The 15,069-nt window shown below is 69.5% G+C and carries 15 protein-coding genes; 12 read left to right on the forward strand and 3 right to left on the reverse strand.

All coding sequences use genetic code 11. From position 1 onward, the window contains the following. Entirely contained in the window at positions 1-1,041 is a 1,041-nt protein-coding gene (locus ABD882_RS16310) for an ABC transporter permease (protein ID WP_345188441.1), read from the forward strand. After that, a complete protein-coding gene (locus tag ABD882_RS16315) occupies positions 1,038-2,798 on the forward strand; it encodes a dipeptide ABC transporter ATP-binding protein (RefSeq protein ID WP_345188442.1) in 1,761 nt (586 codons plus the stop codon). Before ABD882_RS16310 ends, ABD882_RS16315 begins: the two co-directional genes overlap by 4 nt. A gap of 79 nt (positions 2,799-2,877) precedes the next feature. Here ABD882_RS16315 and ABD882_RS16320 read toward each other — a convergent pair whose 3' ends face one another. Beyond that, a complete protein-coding gene (locus ABD882_RS16320) occupies positions 2,878-4,041 on the reverse strand; it encodes a hypothetical protein (protein ID WP_345188443.1) in 1,164 nt (387 codons plus the stop codon). Between the two features lie 51 nt (positions 4,042-4,092). Next, entirely contained in the window at positions 4,093-5,085 is a 993-nt protein-coding gene (locus ABD882_RS16325) for a hypothetical protein (protein ID WP_345188444.1), read from the reverse strand. Positions 5,086-5,304: 219 nt separating this feature from the next. On the opposite strand from ABD882_RS16325, the gene ABD882_RS16330 reads away from it, so the two are divergent. The 10 genes from ABD882_RS16330 (at position 5,305) to ABD882_RS16375 (ending at position 13,785) form a co-directional block, all read left to right on the forward strand. Continuing rightward, a complete protein-coding gene (locus ABD882_RS16330; protein ID WP_345188445.1) occupies positions 5,305-6,102 on the forward strand; it encodes a hypothetical protein in 798 nt (265 codons plus the stop codon). A gap of 161 nt (positions 6,103-6,263) precedes the next feature. Continuing rightward, positions 6,264-6,629 (forward strand): 30S ribosomal protein S6, encoded by a 366-nt coding sequence (gene rpsF / locus ABD882_RS16335; RefSeq protein ID WP_345188446.1) that lies wholly within the window; start codon positions 6,264-6,266, stop codon positions 6,627-6,629. Between the two features lie 5 nt (positions 6,630-6,634). Beyond that, on the forward strand, positions 6,635-7,165 hold the full coding sequence (locus tag ABD882_RS16340) for a single-stranded DNA-binding protein (RefSeq protein WP_345188447.1): 531 nt from the start codon (positions 6,635-6,637) through the stop codon (positions 7,163-7,165). 62 nt (positions 7,166-7,227) lie between these two features. Then, positions 7,228-7,482 (forward strand): 30S ribosomal protein S18, encoded by a 255-nt coding sequence (gene rpsR / locus ABD882_RS16345; protein ID WP_040168021.1) that lies wholly within the window; start codon positions 7,228-7,230, stop codon positions 7,480-7,482. 11 nt (positions 7,483-7,493) lie between these two features. Next, complete coding sequence (gene rplI / locus ABD882_RS16350) at positions 7,494-7,946, forward strand: 50S ribosomal protein L9 (protein ID WP_345188448.1); 453 nt, start codon at positions 7,494-7,496, stop codon at positions 7,944-7,946. A 214-nt stretch (positions 7,947-8,160) separates the two neighbouring features. Next, positions 8,161-9,177: a Bug family tripartite tricarboxylate transporter substrate binding protein gene (locus ABD882_RS16355; protein ID WP_345188449.1), complete on the forward strand. Its 1,017-nt coding sequence runs from the start codon at positions 8,161-8,163 to the stop codon at positions 9,175-9,177. An 84-nt stretch (positions 9,178-9,261) separates the two neighbouring features. Next, positions 9,262-9,828, forward strand: coding sequence for a tripartite tricarboxylate transporter TctB family protein (locus tag ABD882_RS16360; protein ID WP_345188450.1), 567 nt, complete (start codon positions 9,262-9,264; stop codon positions 9,826-9,828). Beyond that, the gene (locus ABD882_RS16365) at positions 9,828-11,432 is read left to right on the forward strand and encodes a tripartite tricarboxylate transporter permease (RefSeq protein ID WP_345188451.1); all 1,605 of its coding nucleotides are present in this window, start codon (positions 9,828-9,830) and stop codon (positions 11,430-11,432) included. The genes ABD882_RS16360 and ABD882_RS16365 overlap by 1 nt, the downstream gene beginning before the upstream one ends. Then, positions 11,429-13,108, forward strand: coding sequence for an ATP-binding protein (locus tag ABD882_RS16370; RefSeq protein ID WP_345188452.1), 1,680 nt, complete (start codon positions 11,429-11,431; stop codon positions 13,106-13,108). Before ABD882_RS16365 ends, ABD882_RS16370 begins: the two co-directional genes overlap by 4 nt. After that, positions 13,108-13,785: a response regulator gene (locus tag ABD882_RS16375; RefSeq protein WP_345188484.1), complete on the forward strand. Its 678-nt coding sequence runs from the start codon at positions 13,108-13,110 to the stop codon at positions 13,783-13,785. The genes ABD882_RS16370 and ABD882_RS16375 overlap by 1 nt, the downstream gene beginning before the upstream one ends. 67 nt (positions 13,786-13,852) lie before the next feature. On the opposite strand, the gene ABD882_RS16380 is transcribed toward ABD882_RS16375, so the two are convergent. Continuing rightward, positions 13,853-15,025 carry a hypothetical protein gene (locus ABD882_RS16380; protein WP_345188453.1) on the reverse strand — a complete coding sequence of 391 codons (1,173 nt, stop codon included), beginning with the start codon at positions 15,023-15,025 and terminating at the stop codon, positions 13,853-13,855. Between the last annotated feature and the right edge of the window lie 44 nt (positions 15,026-15,069).

Consider the following 15,069-nt stretch of genomic DNA (forward strand, 5'->3'; position numbering starts at 1 on the left):
ATGGCTCCGGACTCCACCGACCCCGTGATCGACCGCGCCAAGAACCCGGTTGCTGAGGCTGTCGAAGCGCAGGGACCGGAGACGCGGGCGCTCGCCGCCCAGGCTCCGCGCAAGCGCCGCTGGACCGAGCGCCTGCCCGTGATCTCGCAGCTGCGCCAGAGCGTCGGGCTGCAGCGCGGCATGCTCATCACCGGCCTCGTCATCACCGGCCTGTTCGTGCTGGTCGCGATCCTGGCGCCGCTGATCGCGCCGTACTCCTGGGCGCAGCAGGCGACCGCCGACGGCCACAAGTTCGGCACGCAGCAGCCCCCGAGCGCCACGAACCTGCTCGGCACCACCGTGAGCGGGTTCGACGTGCTCTCGCGCGTGGTCTGGGGTTCTCAGACCGCGCTGCTCGTGATCATCGCCGCGATCGCCTGCTCGATCTTCATCGGCATCGCGCTCGGGCTGGTCGCCGGCTACTTCGGCGGCTGGCTGGATCGGATCCTCGTCGTGATCGCCGATGCGATCTACGCGTTCCCGTCGCTGCTGCTCGCGATCGTGATGTCGATCGTGATCAGCCACGGCCAGTCGAACCTGTGGTCGGGCGTCATGGCGACCGCGCTGTCGATCACGGTCGTGTTCGTGCCGCAGTACCTCCGGGTGGTCCGCGCCGAGGTGGTGCGGGTGCGGGCCGAGCCGTTCGTCGAGTCGGCCAAGGTGATCGGCGTGCCGACGGGACGGATCCTGTTGCGGCACGTGCTGCGCAACTCCACCCGGTCCCTGCCGGTGGTGATCACGCTGAACGCCTCGGAGGCGCTGCTGACGCTCGCCGGCCTCGGCTTCCTCGGCTTCGGCATCGAGGCCACCTCGGCCGCCGAATGGGGCTACGACCTGAACCGCTCGGTAGCCGACGTCACCAGCGGCATCTGGTGGACCTCGATCTTCCCCGGCCTTGCCATCGTGCTCGTGGTGCTCGGCATCACGCTCGTCGGCGAGAGCCTGAACGACCTGAGCGATCCGCGACTGCGCACCCGCCGTCGCGCGGGAGGTGCGGCATGACCGGCACGCTGAAATCCGCTGACCTGACCCCGGGCCGCGATGTCGCCGACATCCGCGGGCTGCGCGTGCGGTTCGCGACCGACGGCGATCCCGTCGACGCGGTCAAGGGCATCGACATCCAGGCGCACGCGGGCGAGGTTCTGGCGATCGTGGGTGAATCCGGATCCGGCAAGACCGTCACCGCCAACGCACTGCTCGGCCTGCTGCCCGAGACCGCGACCATGTCGGGCGCGGTGATCGTGCGCGGCCGCGAGGGCGGCGAGACCGACGTCGTGCACGCGACGCCGGCCAAGCTGCGCGCGATGCGCGGCCGGGACGCGGCGATGGTGTTCCAGGAGCCGTCCACGGCGCTGAACCCCGTCTACACCGTCGGCTGGCAGATCGCCGAGGGCCTGCGCGCCCACCACGGCGGCGGCAAGCTGTCCAAGCGGGAGGCGAAGGCGCGCGCGATCGAGATCCTGCGCAAGGTCGGGATCCCGGATCCGGACACCCGCGTCGACGACTTCCCGCACCAGTTCTCCGGCGGGCAGAAGCAGCGCATCGTGATCGCGATGGCGCTGGTGCTGAACGCCGGGCTGATCATCGCGGACGAGCCGACCACCGCGCTCGACGTGACCGTGCAGGCCGAGATCCTCGAGCTGCTGCGCGCCTGCCGCGACGAGTTCGGCGCGACGATCGTGCTGATCACGCACAACATGGGCGTCGTGGCCGATCTCGCCGACCGGGTCGTGGTGATGCTGCAGGGAGACATCGTCGAGCAGGCACCGGTGCACGAGCTGTTCGCCAATCCGCGCGAGGAGTACACCCGGGAGCTGCTCGCGGCGGTGCCGCACGTCGGCCAGGGCAAGTCTGCGCTGGAGCCGACCGTCCCGGTCGTTCAGCGAGCGCAGCGAGACGAAACGCTCGCCGCTGCGGACATGGCCCCGGAGGGCAGCCTCATCGTGGCGCGGGCGTGCGAGATCGGCTACCCCGGCCGGTTCGGACGCGGCGGCGTGATCGCCGTCAAGGGCGTCGACTTCCACGTCGGCCCCGGCGAGGTCGTCGGGCTGGTGGGCGAATCCGGATCCGGCAAGACCACGATCGGCCGCGCCGTCGTCGGCCTGACCACGGTCGTCGGCGGGTCCCTGCGGGTGCTCGGCCAGGAGATGAACGGTGTGAAGCAGCGCCAGCTGGCGCCGCTGCGCCCCGACATCGGATTCGTGTTCCAGGACCCCGCGACCAGCTTCAACCCGCTGCTGTCGATCGCGGAGTGCATCGCCGAGCCGCTGATCGTGCACGGGAAGGCGTCGAGCGTCGCCGCGGCCCGCGCGCGGGTGGACGAGCTGCTCGACGCCGTGCGGCTGCCGACGAACTTCGGCGACCGCTATCCGCATGAGCTGTCCGGCGGTCAGCGTCAGCGCGCGTCGCTCGCGCGTGCCCTGGCGCTGGATCCGAAGCTGCTCATCGCCGACGAGCCGACCAGCGCGCTCGACGTCTCGGTGCAGGCCAAGGTGCTCGAGCTGTTCGTGCAGCTGCAGTCGGAGCTCGGGTTCGCGTCGCTGTTCATCAGCCACGACCTCGCGGTGATCGACGCCGTCTCGGACCGGATCATCGTGCTGCAGCGCGGCACGATCCAGGAGCAGGGCACGACGGCGCAGGTGCTGAACGACCCGAAGAACCCGTACACCCGGGAGCTGCTCGCAGCCCTTCCGGTGCCGGATCCGGTGGAGCAGGCCGAGCGCCGCGCGCTCTGGCAGGCGGTGCGCCGCCGGGCGTGAGCCTTCACGTACGACAGAGGGGTGGATCCGGATCCGGGTCCACCCCTCGGTCGTTGCGCTCAGTGCCCGAGAGCTCCGCTCAGTGCCCGAAGAACTTCGGGATGAGCCAGAAGCCGGCGAAGATCAGGAAGAACACCAGGCCGACCCACGACGACGTGCGCTTCAGCCGTCTTCCGGGCGCTGCGACACCCGGCGGCGGGGACCACGGCGTCTGCCCGGGGGCCCCGGGCGTCGGGGCGGCCACGTCTCCCGCGAAGGCCATCGGCGCGGCAGCGGATCCTGCGCCCGCCGGCGTCGTGCCGGTCAAGCCGCCCGGCGCCGCACGGAGGCGCTCGTCGCGCCAGCGACCCCACTGCGCGAGCTTGTCGATCACGGCGCTCACCGTGGCGAACATGCGGGCCCAGGTCGCCGGATCCAGGGTCGACACCTCCTGCCGCTGTGCGTACAGGAGCAACCAGTCGTCCACGATCTCGACGTCGAAGGTCGCCGCGTTGTCCATGAACCGGGCCATGATGTCGGGCGTGAACAGGTACAGCGCGTCGCGCTCATAACCGGTGGGGCAGTACAGCGCGAAGGAGCGGTCGAAGTCGCCCTCGAGCGCGAGCCGCTGGTGCTTCTCGTAGCGCTCGGGCAGGTTGGATCCGAAGACGGAGTTGTTGGCGAGCGAGTCGAGCACGATGTTCGGCAGCGGCACGTCGAGCCGGATCGCGATGTAGCCCCAGGTGTGCGTCTGCGCGTTCTTGCCGGACCCGGTCGTGTACTGGAAGTTCGCGAACTCGACGAAGCGGGGCGTGGCGCCGCGGACGAGGTCGCGTGCCTTGCGGCTGTGACCCTGGTCGAAGATCATGCCCGGCAGTTGCGGATCGTCGAGCCCCGCGAGATAGGTCATCCCGTTGGTGCTCGCGAAGGTGGCCAGGCGGTACTCCCGGGTGCGCGCGCGCCGGAACCACACCACGACCCCGACGAGGACACCGACGACCACCAGCACCGGCAGCACCGTGAACAGGAGGGTGGCGAACCCGCGGAGGGAGGTGGACACGACCACGGCGAACACCGCGGCGAAGACGCCGAACGCGATCACGACGAAGGCGACGCCGCGGGCGGCGGACGCCTGCCCGCCGCTGTTCCCGCTCGCCTTCGCCTGCCGCACGTACGCGGCCAGCGCCGCACGATCGACCGGATCCGTCAGTGGCCGGGAATCGAACGGATACGCGGCCGCGGGCTGCGGGATGGGGACGGTCACGCCTCCACGCTAGCCCGGTGCCGCAGATCCGCCAGCCTCCGTGGCGGAGGTTCAGCGGTTGACGCGGTCGGCGTCCCAGTGCAGGGCGGCCTCTTCGGGGATCGGCAGCGCCTCGATGCACTCCTCGGCGCAGAGCGCGGCGATGAGGGCGGCGGATCCGGCGACGATCGTCGAGTCGAAGTCGATCTCGCTCACCAGGATCCATGCCCGATCGGACGGCCAGATCAGGCTCGGATGCTGCGCGATCGGCGGGAGTCCGCGTTCTCCGAGCGCGGTCCCTGAGCCTGTCGAAGGGTCCCGCCAGGGGACGAACGCCACCCAGTCCGGATCCGCGAACGCGCGCGGCGGTGCCGCGAACAGCACGTGCTCGCGCTGCGGGAGCTCGAGGTGGGCCCCCTCCGAGATCTCGCGGGGCAGGATCCCGTCGTGCCACAGCGCCTTCTGGTACGGGTTGTTGAACGGGTCGTGGATGCTCTCGGCGAGCATGGCGGCGTGCGCTTCGCCCGGGTCGCCGGCGGCGGTCAGGAACACGTGGCTCGGCGAGCCGTAGCCGCCCAGCAGCCCGCCCCAGCCCGCCCAGACGCCCGCGTATCCGTCGTCGGGCGTCCTGGTGTGCGCGACCAGGTGCTCGGCGACGTGCGCCAGGATCCCGTGCGGAAGATCGCCCTCGATCGGCGCGCTGAACTCCCGCCCATCGGGGGAGTGCCGGCGACGCCAGTCCTCGCCCTCCGGGGTGCGCACGATCCGATTCCACTGCGCGAGCGGGTGCAGCACGGTGCCGAAGGCGGCGGCCGTGCCGGCCCAGTTGATGTCCTCGTCCCGGAACGACGCGACGACGCGGTCGTAGTCGTCGTCCGACAGCGCGCCCAGCTCATCGTTCGTGGGTACGACCCCACCGGGGACGCTGCGCACCGACGCCGGGTGGAAGATCCGCGCGTACGCGTCGAACCCGCGCGGAACCACGCTGTGCATGCTCGGGCCGAACTGCGGATCCAGCCGCTCCCGGATCCAGCTGCCGACCTCGACGTCGTCTTCCCAGCGCATGGCGTCAGGCTACCCCGCACCGCCGCATTGTCGAGGGGTGACAGCGTGGTGCGCCAGGTCAGTACTGATCGTTGTCACATCCACATGAATACATCTGTGACCGGTCCCAGGGTCTGATTCAATTTGTCAGCCGGAGCCTCGCGTTACCCGAACGCGACCCGGCCGCCGTGCGCCTATGGGGGTAGACGCCGCGGCATTCACAGGGGAAGGAAGACGCGCATGCCCAAGAACATGTCGTTCGATGAAGAGTCCATTTCTGCAGGACGGGAACGAGCCGGAGAACCCGGGGTGGCGAGGGGCCTCAGCCGTCGCACGGTCGTGATGTCGGCCGCGTGGTCGGTGCCGGTCATCGCTGCCGCCGCGGCGGCACCGATGGCTGCGGCGTCCACTGCACTCGGCGCGACGTGCACGGTCGGCGTGGTCGCACCGACCGCGCGCCTGTCGTGGAGCCTCACGGCCGGAACGCTGTCCACCTGGGACCGCGGCAATACGGGCTGGACGCCTGCAGACGCCTCCGTCGACCTGAACGCACCCAACCGCGCCGCGCAGAGCGCGTGGGTGGGGGACTCCACGAAGGACGGCTTCGTGTCCTCCTCCGACGGCGGCACATCGCAGACCACGGTCGTGGCGCTCTACACGTTCACGCCGACCGCGGGCGCGACCTACGAGCTCAGCGCGCGCATCGTCTCGCAGACCGCGTACGGCACGGACGGCACGCTCTACGGGCAATGGCTCGACGCGGATATCCTGCAAGGTGCGACCACGGTTCCGCTCGCGCGGGAGATCGTGGGTCAGACCGGCGTCCCGACCAGCGGGTACAGCACCGATCTGCAATGGGGCGGCGACAAGACCCGCACCGCCTCGTTCACGGCCGCGACCGCGCAGCCCGTGACGGTTCGATACACCTTCAACCTCCCGCCGATGGTCGACCCGAAGCCGACGGCGAGCTCTCCCGGTCAGGTCGAATCCGACTTCTGGATCCAGGCGCCCACGGCGACGGTCACCGCCTGCGCGTGATCCGGATCCTCCCGGCGCAGGGTCGCGCGGTTCGCGGCACGCAGGCGGATCCGCTAAGCTGTTCAGGTTGTCTGGGTACATCTGTGCCCGGACACGTGCACAACACCCTCCTGCTTCCGGGAAAGTCCCGGAAGCCGTTCTAGTCCGAAGGAGGTGGGTAAGTGACGCACCAGTACGAGCTCATGGTCATTCTGACCCCCGAGCTGGACGAGCGCCAGGTTGCCCCCAACCTCGACAAGTTCCTGAAGGTCATCACCGCTGATGGTGGCTCGATTGACAAGGTCGACATCTGGGGCAAGCGCCGTTTCGCCTACGAGATCAACAAGAAGACCGAGGGCATCTACGCCGTCGTGAACTTCACCGCGACCAGCGACGCCACGAACGAACTCGATCGTCAGTTGAACCTGTCGGAGCTCGTGTTCCGCACCAAGGTTCTGCGTGCCGAAGAGGCGCAGGCGATGGTCGCCGCCGAGGCCAAGCGGGCCGAGGAGAAGGCCGCTCGCAAGCCCAAGGCCGCGAAGGTCTAAGGATCATGGCCGGCGAGACCGTCATCACCGTGGTGGGAAACCTCACCGCCGACCCCGAGCTGCGCTACACGCAGAACGGGCTGCCGGTGGCGAACTTCACCATCGCTTCGACGCCGCGCACCTTCGACCGCCAGGCGAACGAGTGGAAGGACGGCGATGCGCTGTTCCTCCGCGCGTCCGTGTGGCGTGAGTTCGCCGAGCACGTGGCGGGTTCGCTGACGAAGGGCATGCGGGTCATCGCGACCGGCCGCCTGCGTCAGCGCTCCTACCAGGACCGCGAGGGCCAGAACCGCACCGCGATCGAGCTGGAGGTCGACGAGATCGGCCCCTCGCTCCGCTACGCGACCGCTCAGGTCACCCGCGCCGCCTCGACCGGCGGCGGCGGGAGCTTCCAGGGCGGCCAGGGTGGCCAGGGCGGCGGACGTCCGCAGCAGCAGGTCTCGGAAGAGCCGTGGTCGACCCCCGGGTCGTCCGGTTCATCGAGCGCCGATGCGTGGAGCACTCCCGGCAGCTTCGGCGACGACACTCCGTTCTGAGCCGAACGCACACAAGATTCCGGATCCTCGGATCCGAACACAATTTCTCGTAAGGAAAACTCATGGCTGGAAAGTCGAGCGGCGACCGCCGCAAGCCGCGGAAGGGCGCGAAGAACGCCGCTCCCGCGAAGTCCATCCGCGTGGGTGTCATCGACTACAAGGACGTCGCGACCCTCCGCAAGTTCATCTCGGAGCGTGGAAAGATCCGCGCCCGTCGTATCACCGGTGTCTCGGTGCAGGAGCAGCGTCTGATCGCCAAGGCGATCAAGAACGCGCGTGAAATGGCGCTCCTGCCCTACGCCGGCGCTGGCCGCTAAGGGGTACCGACATGGCAAAGCTGATTCTCACGAATGAGGTCGCCGGGCTCGGTAGCGCCGGTGACGTGGTCGAGGTCAAGAACGGGTACGCCCGCAACTACCTCGTCCCGCAGGGTTTCGCCGTCGTGTGGTCGCGCGGTGGCGAGAAGCAGGTCGAGCAGATCCGTTCCGCTCGTCAGGCCCGTGCCATCCACGACCGCGACGACGCGGTGGCGCTGAAGAACGCCATCGAGTCGGCCAAGGTCCGCCTGGCCGTCAAGGCCGGCGCCGAGGGCCGTCTGTTCGGCTCGGTCAAGACCGCTGATGTCGCCGCCGCCGTCGAGGCTGCAGGCGTCGGCGCGATCGACAAGCGCAAGGTGCACATCACCTCGCCGATCAAGAACGTCGGCGACCACGAGGCCACGGTTCGTCTGCACGACGACGTGACCGCCGTGATCACGCTGCAGGTCGTCGCCGCCAAGTAAGGCGCGCACCTCCTGTCTGGGGCCGTCTCCTTCGGGAGGCGGCCCCTTTCGCATGTCCGGGATCCGCTTCGCGGGGAGTCGTCGTGAGGTCGCGGCTTTTCTTAATGACCAGAACCGGATTCTCCGCCGGCGCCTCAATACATTCATCGGGTCCGGCATTGTCGCCGGTTCCGCACACCGGCGAGGGCGCCGGTGACAGTGAAAGGCATCGTCCGTGAAGATCTCGACATTCGCCAGGGCCGCGGCGGTGGGGACGGTTCTGCTCCTCGCTCTGACGGCGTGCAGCTCCCCGAAGACCGACAAGACCGCCGCCGCCGATTCCGGCGCCACCGCGTTCGCGCCGCTCACCCGCCTCGAGCTGATCGCGCCGGCCGCGCCGGGCAGCGGATGGGACCAGACCGCACGCGCGACCCAGGGCGCGCTGCAGACGGACGAGCTGGCCAAGACCGTGACGGTCAACAACGTGCCCGGCGCTTCCGGCACCGTCGCACTCGCCCAGGTCGCGCCCAAGAAGGCTCAGAAGGACCTGATGATCATGTCCGGGCTGGCCATGATGAGCGGCGTCGTCACGAACGGCACCTCGGTGTCCCTCGACGACCTCACCCCGATCGCGCGTCTCGTGGGCGAGTACGAGGCGATCGTCGTGCCCAAGGGCTCGCCGTTCGCGAACGCCGATGACCTCTTCGCGGCGATCAAGAAGAACCCGAAGTCCGTCGCGATCGCGGGCGGATCCGCGGGATCCGCCGACCACCTCTTCATCGGCCTGCTCGCGCAGCACTACGGCGTGAAGCCCTCCGACGTCAACTACGTGCCGTACTCCGGCGGCGGCGAGGCCACCACGGCGCTGCTCGGCGGCAAGGTGCAGGCGGGCATCGCCGGGACGGGCGAGTTCGCGGCGCAGATCGAGAGCGGTGAGTTGACCGGACTGCTCGTGTCGTCGCTGAAGAACGACGGCTCCCTCACCTTCGCCCAGGCGGCGGGGGAGATCGATCCGAAGCTCGAGTTCGCCAACTGGCGCTCGATCATGGCGCCGGGAGGGATCGACGCCAAGCTGCGGACCCAGTACCTCGCCGCGATGGAGAAGATGCACGCCGGCGACGCGTGGAAGGCCGAGCTGACGAAGAACGAGTGGCTCGACAACTACATCGCCGGTGACGAGTTCGCCGGCTGGCTGAAGACCGAGAACACCCGGGTGCAGAGCGTCCTCAAGGACCTCGGTCTCGCGAAGTAGCACTCGACGCTCGCGGAGGAGGGGATCGCCCTCCTCCGCGAGACGTCGTGCCCGCGCCGTATCAGCCGCATGAAGGAGCATCCGATGAGCGACGTCTCTTCGCATCAGGGAACCGCCACGTACGAGGACCCGCACCCTGAGGACCTCGGGGAAGCAGCCCGGCCGACATCGACGAGGGGACTCGGCGAGTGGGCCGTCGCCGCGGCGGTGTTCGTGCTGGGCGGGGTCGTCCTCCTCGACGGTCTCGGTCAGCGCCAGTCGACCTCCGCCTCCGGGATCGGCGCCGGCTTCATGCCGATCGTCGTGGGGAGCCTCCTGCTCGTCCTCGCGGTGCTGCTGGCCGTCCAGCTCGCGAGAGGTCGGCGCGGTGAGCCGGAACAGGCCGAGGGTGACGTCGACGTCACCCGCACGCACTGGATCGCGCTCGGCATCGCGGCCGCGGGCCTGCTGTTCTTCCTGTTCACGGTGGAGTCGCTCGGCTTCATCCCCGCGACCACCGTGATGTTCTTCCTGATCTCCGTTGCGATGGGATCCCGCCGGTATCTGTCCGCCCTCGTGATCGCTCTGGCGACCGCGTGCGTGATCTTCTTCTCGTTCACGAAGCTGCTCTCGATCGATCTGCCTGCGGGCATCCTGGAAGGGATGATCTGATGCCCGGCCTCGAAGGACTCATGCACGGGTTCGAGCTGGCGTTCCAGCCGCAGAACCTGGTGTTCGCGCTGATCGGCACGATCGTCGGGACGCTCGTGGGCGTGCTGCCGGGGATCGGCCCCGCCCTCACGATCGCCCTGCTGCTCCCGCTCACCTACTCCGTCGACCCGTCGGCGGCGTTCATCATGTTCGCCGGCATCTACTACGGAGCGATGTACGGCGGTTCGACGACCGCGATCCTGCTGAAGACCCCCGGCGAATCGGGATCGGTCATCACGGCGATCGACGGCAACAGGATGGCGCGCATGGGAAGGGGGGCGACGGCCCTCGCGACCGCCGCGATCGGATCATTCGTCGCGGGCACGATCGCGACGATGCTGGTGGCTTTCTTCGCGCCATGGATGGTCGATATCGCGGTGCAGCTCGGCCCGCAGGACTATCTCGCCCTCATGGTGGTCGCCTTCCTCACCGTGAGCGCGCTGGTTGGCAGCTCGCCGCTGCGCGGGCTCATCTCGATGGCGGTGGGCCTGGCGATCTCGCTCGTCGGCATCGACTTCCAGAGCGGGCAGCAGCGGCTCACCTTCGGTCTACTTCCGCTGCTCGACGGCATCGACACCGTCGTGCTGATCGTGGCGCTCTTCGCGATCGGCGAGCTCTTCTACGTCGTCGCGCACCAGTCGTCGCTGATCTTCAAGGTCATGCCGTTCGCGGGGCGCTGGATGAACCGCGAGGACTGGCGGCGCTCGTGGAAGCCCTGGCTGCGCGGCACGGCCATCGGCTTCCCCCTGGGCGTCATCCCTGCCGGAGGATCCGAGATCCCCACGTTCCTGTCGTACACGCTGGAGCGCAAGCTGTCCCGGCGTCCGCAAGAGTTCGGCCACGGCGCCATCGAGGGCGTGGCGGGGCCGGAGGCGGCGAACAACGCCAACGCGGCCGGCACCATGGTTCCGCTGCTCACGCTCGGCATCCCGACCTCCGCGACCGCCGCGGTGATCCTCGTCGCGTTCCAGCAGTACGGCATCCAGACCGGTCCGCAGCTGCTGGAGACCAACGGACCCCTGGTGTGGAGCCTCATCGCGAGCCTCGTCGTCGCCAACGCGATCCTCCTCCTGCTCAACCTCCCTCTTGTGGGACTGTGGGTCAAGCTGCTGAAGATCCCGAAGCCGTACATGTTCGCCGGCATCGCGACCTTCGCGGTGCTGGGGGCCCTCGCCGCCGGCGGTTCCACGTTCGATGTGGGGCTGCTCCTCGTGCTGGGAGTGCTCGGATACATCATGCGGAGGTTCGGATACCCGGTCTCGCCGCTCATCGTCGGGGCGATCCTCGGTCCGATCGCCGAGGTGCAGTTCCGGCGCGCGCTGGACATCGCGGGCGGCGACGCTGGGACGCTGATCTCGACGCCGTTCACCTGGGCCATCTACGGCACGCTCGCCCTGGTCTTCATCCTCACGTTTGTCCTGCGCCACCGCCCGTCGAAGCGCGACGTGCTGGTCGAGGTGGGAGCGCTGCCCACGACGCTCACGCCCACGATCGAGGTGCCGGAGCCGGCCGCCGACAAGGCGCGGGAGCGGGAGGCGGCGGGTACGCAGAGCGAGCTGAGGTGAGCATCACGCAGCGCACGAGCGGCGCCCTCACGGAGGCTCTGGTCTTCGGAGGGCGCCGCTTCGCGCCGTGGGACACTGGTCACGTGCGTCGATCGATGTCGTTGAGCTCGCAGCTGCTGGTGCTGCAGATCGCGATCGTGCTGGTCATCGTCGCGGGGACGGGTGCGGTCGCGGCCTTCCTCGCCGCCCAGGCGAACCGGGACGCCTACCGGGATCGCATGGTCGCCATCGCCCAGTCGGTCGCCGGCCTGCCGACCGTGGTCGAGGCCCTGCTCGCGGAGGATCCCGAGGATCAGATACAGCCGATCTCTGAGGCCGTGCGGAAGTCCGCCGGCCTCAGCTACGTCGTCGTGACCGATGACCACGGCATCCGCTACTCGCATCCGAATCCGGATCGCATCGGCGAGAAGGTCTCGACGGATCCCTCCGTCGCGCTCTCCGGAAAGGTGCAGATCGAGACCCAGACGGGCACGCTGGGCGAGTCCTGGCGGGTGAAGGTCCCCATCTACGGACCGGACGAGCGGGTGATCGGGATCGTCTCGGTCGGGATCTTCGAGACGGATCTCCAAGCCCAGTTCGTCGACGATCTCCCCGGCCTGATCATCGCGCCGATCGCCGCCGCCGTGATCGGCGTGGTCGGCTCGGTCTGGATCGGCTGGCTGCTGCGCCGGCGCATCTACGGCCTCGAGTCGGAGGAGATCCGCACGATGCTGGACACTCGGGAGGCGATGCTGCACGGCATCCAGGAGGGGTTCATCGCCGTGGACGCAGACGGGCGTCTCGTCGTGGTCAACGACGCGGCGGCCCGGCTTCTCGGCGTGCAGTCGGACGAGATCCTCGGGAAGGACGCGGCGGACGTGCTCGATGAGGAGCTCGCGCAGTTCCTGCTCTCCGGGGAGACCGCGGAGACCCCCGTGCTCTCGGGCGAGCGCGTGCTGGTGGTGCACGGCGCCGCGGCGCGGGTGAAGGATCGCGACGTCGGCCACATCGCGATGCTCCGCGACCGGACCGAGCTCGAGGAGACGCTGCGCGACCTGAGCGGCGCACGCAGTCTCGCCGATGACCTGAGGGCGCAGTCCCACGAGTTCTCCAACACGCTGCAGGTGCTCAGCGGACTGCTCGAGACGGACCAGACGGATGCGGCGCTCTCCTTCATCCATCGCGTCGGCGGAGGCGGGTCCCTTCCGACGGGGCAGCTCCTGCACGGCATTGACGACATCGAGGTCTCGGCGCTCGTGCTGGCCAAGTCCGCCCGGGCGCAGGAGCTCGGGATCGACCTGGTCGTGGATCCCGAGTCGCATCTGCGTGAGGTCGAGCAGGACGACGACCTGCTGACGATCATCGGGAACCTGCTCGACAATGCGATCGAGGCCCTCGAATCCCGGGGCGGGCGCGTGGTGCTGCGGATCAGGGACGACGTCACGCCGGACCGGATCACCGTGAGTGTCGACGATGACGGCCCAGGGGTCCCGGCGCACCTGCGCGACGCGGTCTTCGAGATCGACGTCTCGGACAAGGGATCCGTGCCGCGCAAGGAGAGGCGCGGGATCGGGCTCACGATCGTCAAGCGCGTGGCGCAGCGGCTGGGCGGCACGGCGATCGCGGAAGCCTCTGCGTCCGGAGGCGCGCGCTTCGTGGTGGACGTGCCGTGGTCGTTCGAGGGGCGAACTCCGTGATGAACCCCGCACGGGTCGTCATCGTCGAGGACGATCGGATGCTCGCCGCGCTCAACGCGACGCTGGTCGACGACCATCCTGGTTTCGAGGTGATCGCCGTCGCGCACACCGCATCGGCGGGCCTCAGGGAGATCGAGCACCATCGCCCCGATCTGCTGCTGCTCGACGTCTATCTCCCCGACCTGAACGGCCTGGAGCTGCTGCGCCGGCTGCGGACCACGCGCACCGATGTCGAGGTGATCGCGGTGACCGCCGCCCGAGATCTCGAGACGGTGCGCCGTGCGCGCGTGCTGGGCGTGCGGCACTACCTGGTCAAGCCCTTCACGAAGGCTGATCTGCACCGTCGGCTGAACGAGGTGCAGCGGGCTCTCAGCGTGACGGCGGGGGACGAGGATCTGGATCAGCGCGCGGTCGATCTGATGCTGGGCGGCGGATTCGATGAGGCCGCGGCCGCGCCGAAGAACCTCTCGGCCTCGAGCCTGCGGCGGGTCGCCGAGTTCCTCGACGGCGCAGACGAAGACATGTCTTCGGCCGAGATCGCCGACGCCCTCGGAATGTCGCGAGTGAGCGCGCGCCGCTATCTCGACCATCTCGCCACCATCGGGCGGGCGGAGGTCACCCCGCGCTACGGCGCGGTGGGGCGGCCGGAGAACCGCTACCGCGTGATCCGGAGCTGACCAGCCCGCGGGCGGAGCCCGGCGGCGCGACAACCGGCAATCGTGGGCTGTCGCACCGCCGATCCGCTCAGCGGGTGAACACGCGCCGGGTGAGGATGCCGCCTCCCATCATCAGAAGCAGCAACGCCGCCAGGATCAGCGGTGCCGGTGACGCCCCGCCTGTCTGGGCGAGACCCGGGCCGCTCTGTGCGGACATCAGGTTCGACGCCGGGACGAACGCGGCGCCGTGACCTCCGGGGGCTCCCGGGGTTCCGGGGGTGCCGGGCGTTCCCGGGGTTCCCGGAGTGCCGGGCGTTCCCGGCGTTCCCGGCGTTCCCGGGGTGCCCGGGGTGCCCGGGGTGCCCGGCGTTCCCGGGGTGCCCGGATTCGTCACGGTGCTGGTGCCGAGCACGGCGATCGCGTTGCCGCCGATGGTGATCGGCACGGATATCGGCAGCGCGATCTGGGTTCCGCCGAGCAGCGAGCCCAGTCCCGAGGTGACCGGGCCGAGCGGATCGCTCGGGGCTCCCGGGGCGCCGGGTGCGCCCGTCCCGTTACCGCCGGTGACGGTGCTGGTGCCGAGGACGGAGATCGCATTGCCCCCGGCCGTGATCGGCGTGCTGAGCGGCGCGACGATCTGCGTACCGCCGAGGATCGCGTCGGCACCGCTGGTCGTGGCACCCCCGGATCCGGGAGCCGCGGCAGGCGCGGTGGTCGCGGCGGGTGGGTTGGCGACGCTGCTGTGGCCGAGCACGGAGACGGCGTTGCCCGTGACCGTGACCGGCGCGTTGATGCTGAGCAGCGCCTGCGTGCCGGACAACACACCGTCGGCGCCACTGGTGCTGACGACCGGCACCGGCGCGGGCGCTGCTGCCGGCGCGGCTGCGGGTGTGGTCGTGGTGCTGGCGTCGCCGAGCACTCCGACGGCGTTGCCCGTCACCGTGACCGGAAGGTTCACGGAGACGACCGCCTGAGTCCCGGATCCGGCGCCGTCCTGTCCGGACGTGATCGCGCTGGGAGCCGGTGCCGGCGCGGGCGCCGGCGCGGGTGCCGGAGCCGTGACGGTGGACTGCCCGAGGACCGAGATCGCGTTGCCCACGATCGTGAGAGGGGCGGAGATCGGAGTGACCGCCTGGGTGCCGGAGAAGAGACCGTCCCCGCCGGTTGTGGTGTCGGCCGCGTTGGCGGCCGTTGCGCCGAGGAGGGTGATCCCCCCGGCGATGAGCGTGCCCCAGAGGGCATGCTTCACGAATGTTCGCATGATGAAGCTCCTGACATCGAGTCGGATCGGAATGGGTGCGCGGA

The sequence above is a fragment of the Microbacterium panaciterrae genome (genome assembly GCF_039541635.1).
Classification (GTDB): Bacteria; Actinomycetota; Actinomycetes; order Actinomycetales; family Microbacteriaceae; genus Microbacterium; species Microbacterium panaciterrae.

Excerpts from the sequence above, each read along its gene's own strand:
- ABD882_RS16315 (WP_345188442.1), top strand. The coding sequence starts at position 1,038 with ATGACCGGCACGCTGAAATCCGCTGACCTGACCCCGGGCCGCGATGTC.
- ABD882_RS16325 (WP_345188444.1), bottom strand. The coding sequence starts at position 5,085 with ATGCGCTGGGAAGACGACGTCGAGGTCGGCAGCTGGATCCGGGAGCGG.
- rplI (WP_345188448.1), top strand. The coding sequence starts at position 7,494 with ATGGCAAAGCTGATTCTCACGAATGAGGTCGCCGGGCTCGGTAGCGCC.
- ABD882_RS16365 (WP_345188451.1), top strand. The coding sequence starts at position 9,828 with ATGCCCGGCCTCGAAGGACTCATGCACGGGTTCGAGCTGGCGTTCCAG.
- ABD882_RS16375 (WP_345188484.1), top strand. The coding sequence starts at position 13,108 with ATGAACCCCGCACGGGTCGTCATCGTCGAGGACGATCGGATGCTCGCC.
- rpsR (WP_040168021.1), top strand. The coding sequence starts at position 7,228 with ATGGCTGGAAAGTCGAGCGGCGACCGCCGCAAGCCGCGGAAGGGCGCG.
- ABD882_RS16380 (WP_345188453.1), bottom strand. The coding sequence starts at position 15,025 with ATGCGAACATTCGTGAAGCATGCCCTCTGGGGCACGCTCATCGCCGGG.
- ABD882_RS16340 (WP_345188447.1), top strand. The coding sequence starts at position 6,635 with ATGGCCGGCGAGACCGTCATCACCGTGGTGGGAAACCTCACCGCCGAC.
- ABD882_RS16330 (WP_345188445.1), top strand. The coding sequence starts at position 5,305 with ATGCCCAAGAACATGTCGTTCGATGAAGAGTCCATTTCTGCAGGACGG.
- ABD882_RS16310 (WP_345188441.1), top strand. The coding sequence starts at position 1 with ATGGCTCCGGACTCCACCGACCCCGTGATCGACCGCGCCAAGAACCCG.
- ABD882_RS16360 (WP_345188450.1), top strand. The coding sequence starts at position 9,262 with ATGAGCGACGTCTCTTCGCATCAGGGAACCGCCACGTACGAGGACCCG.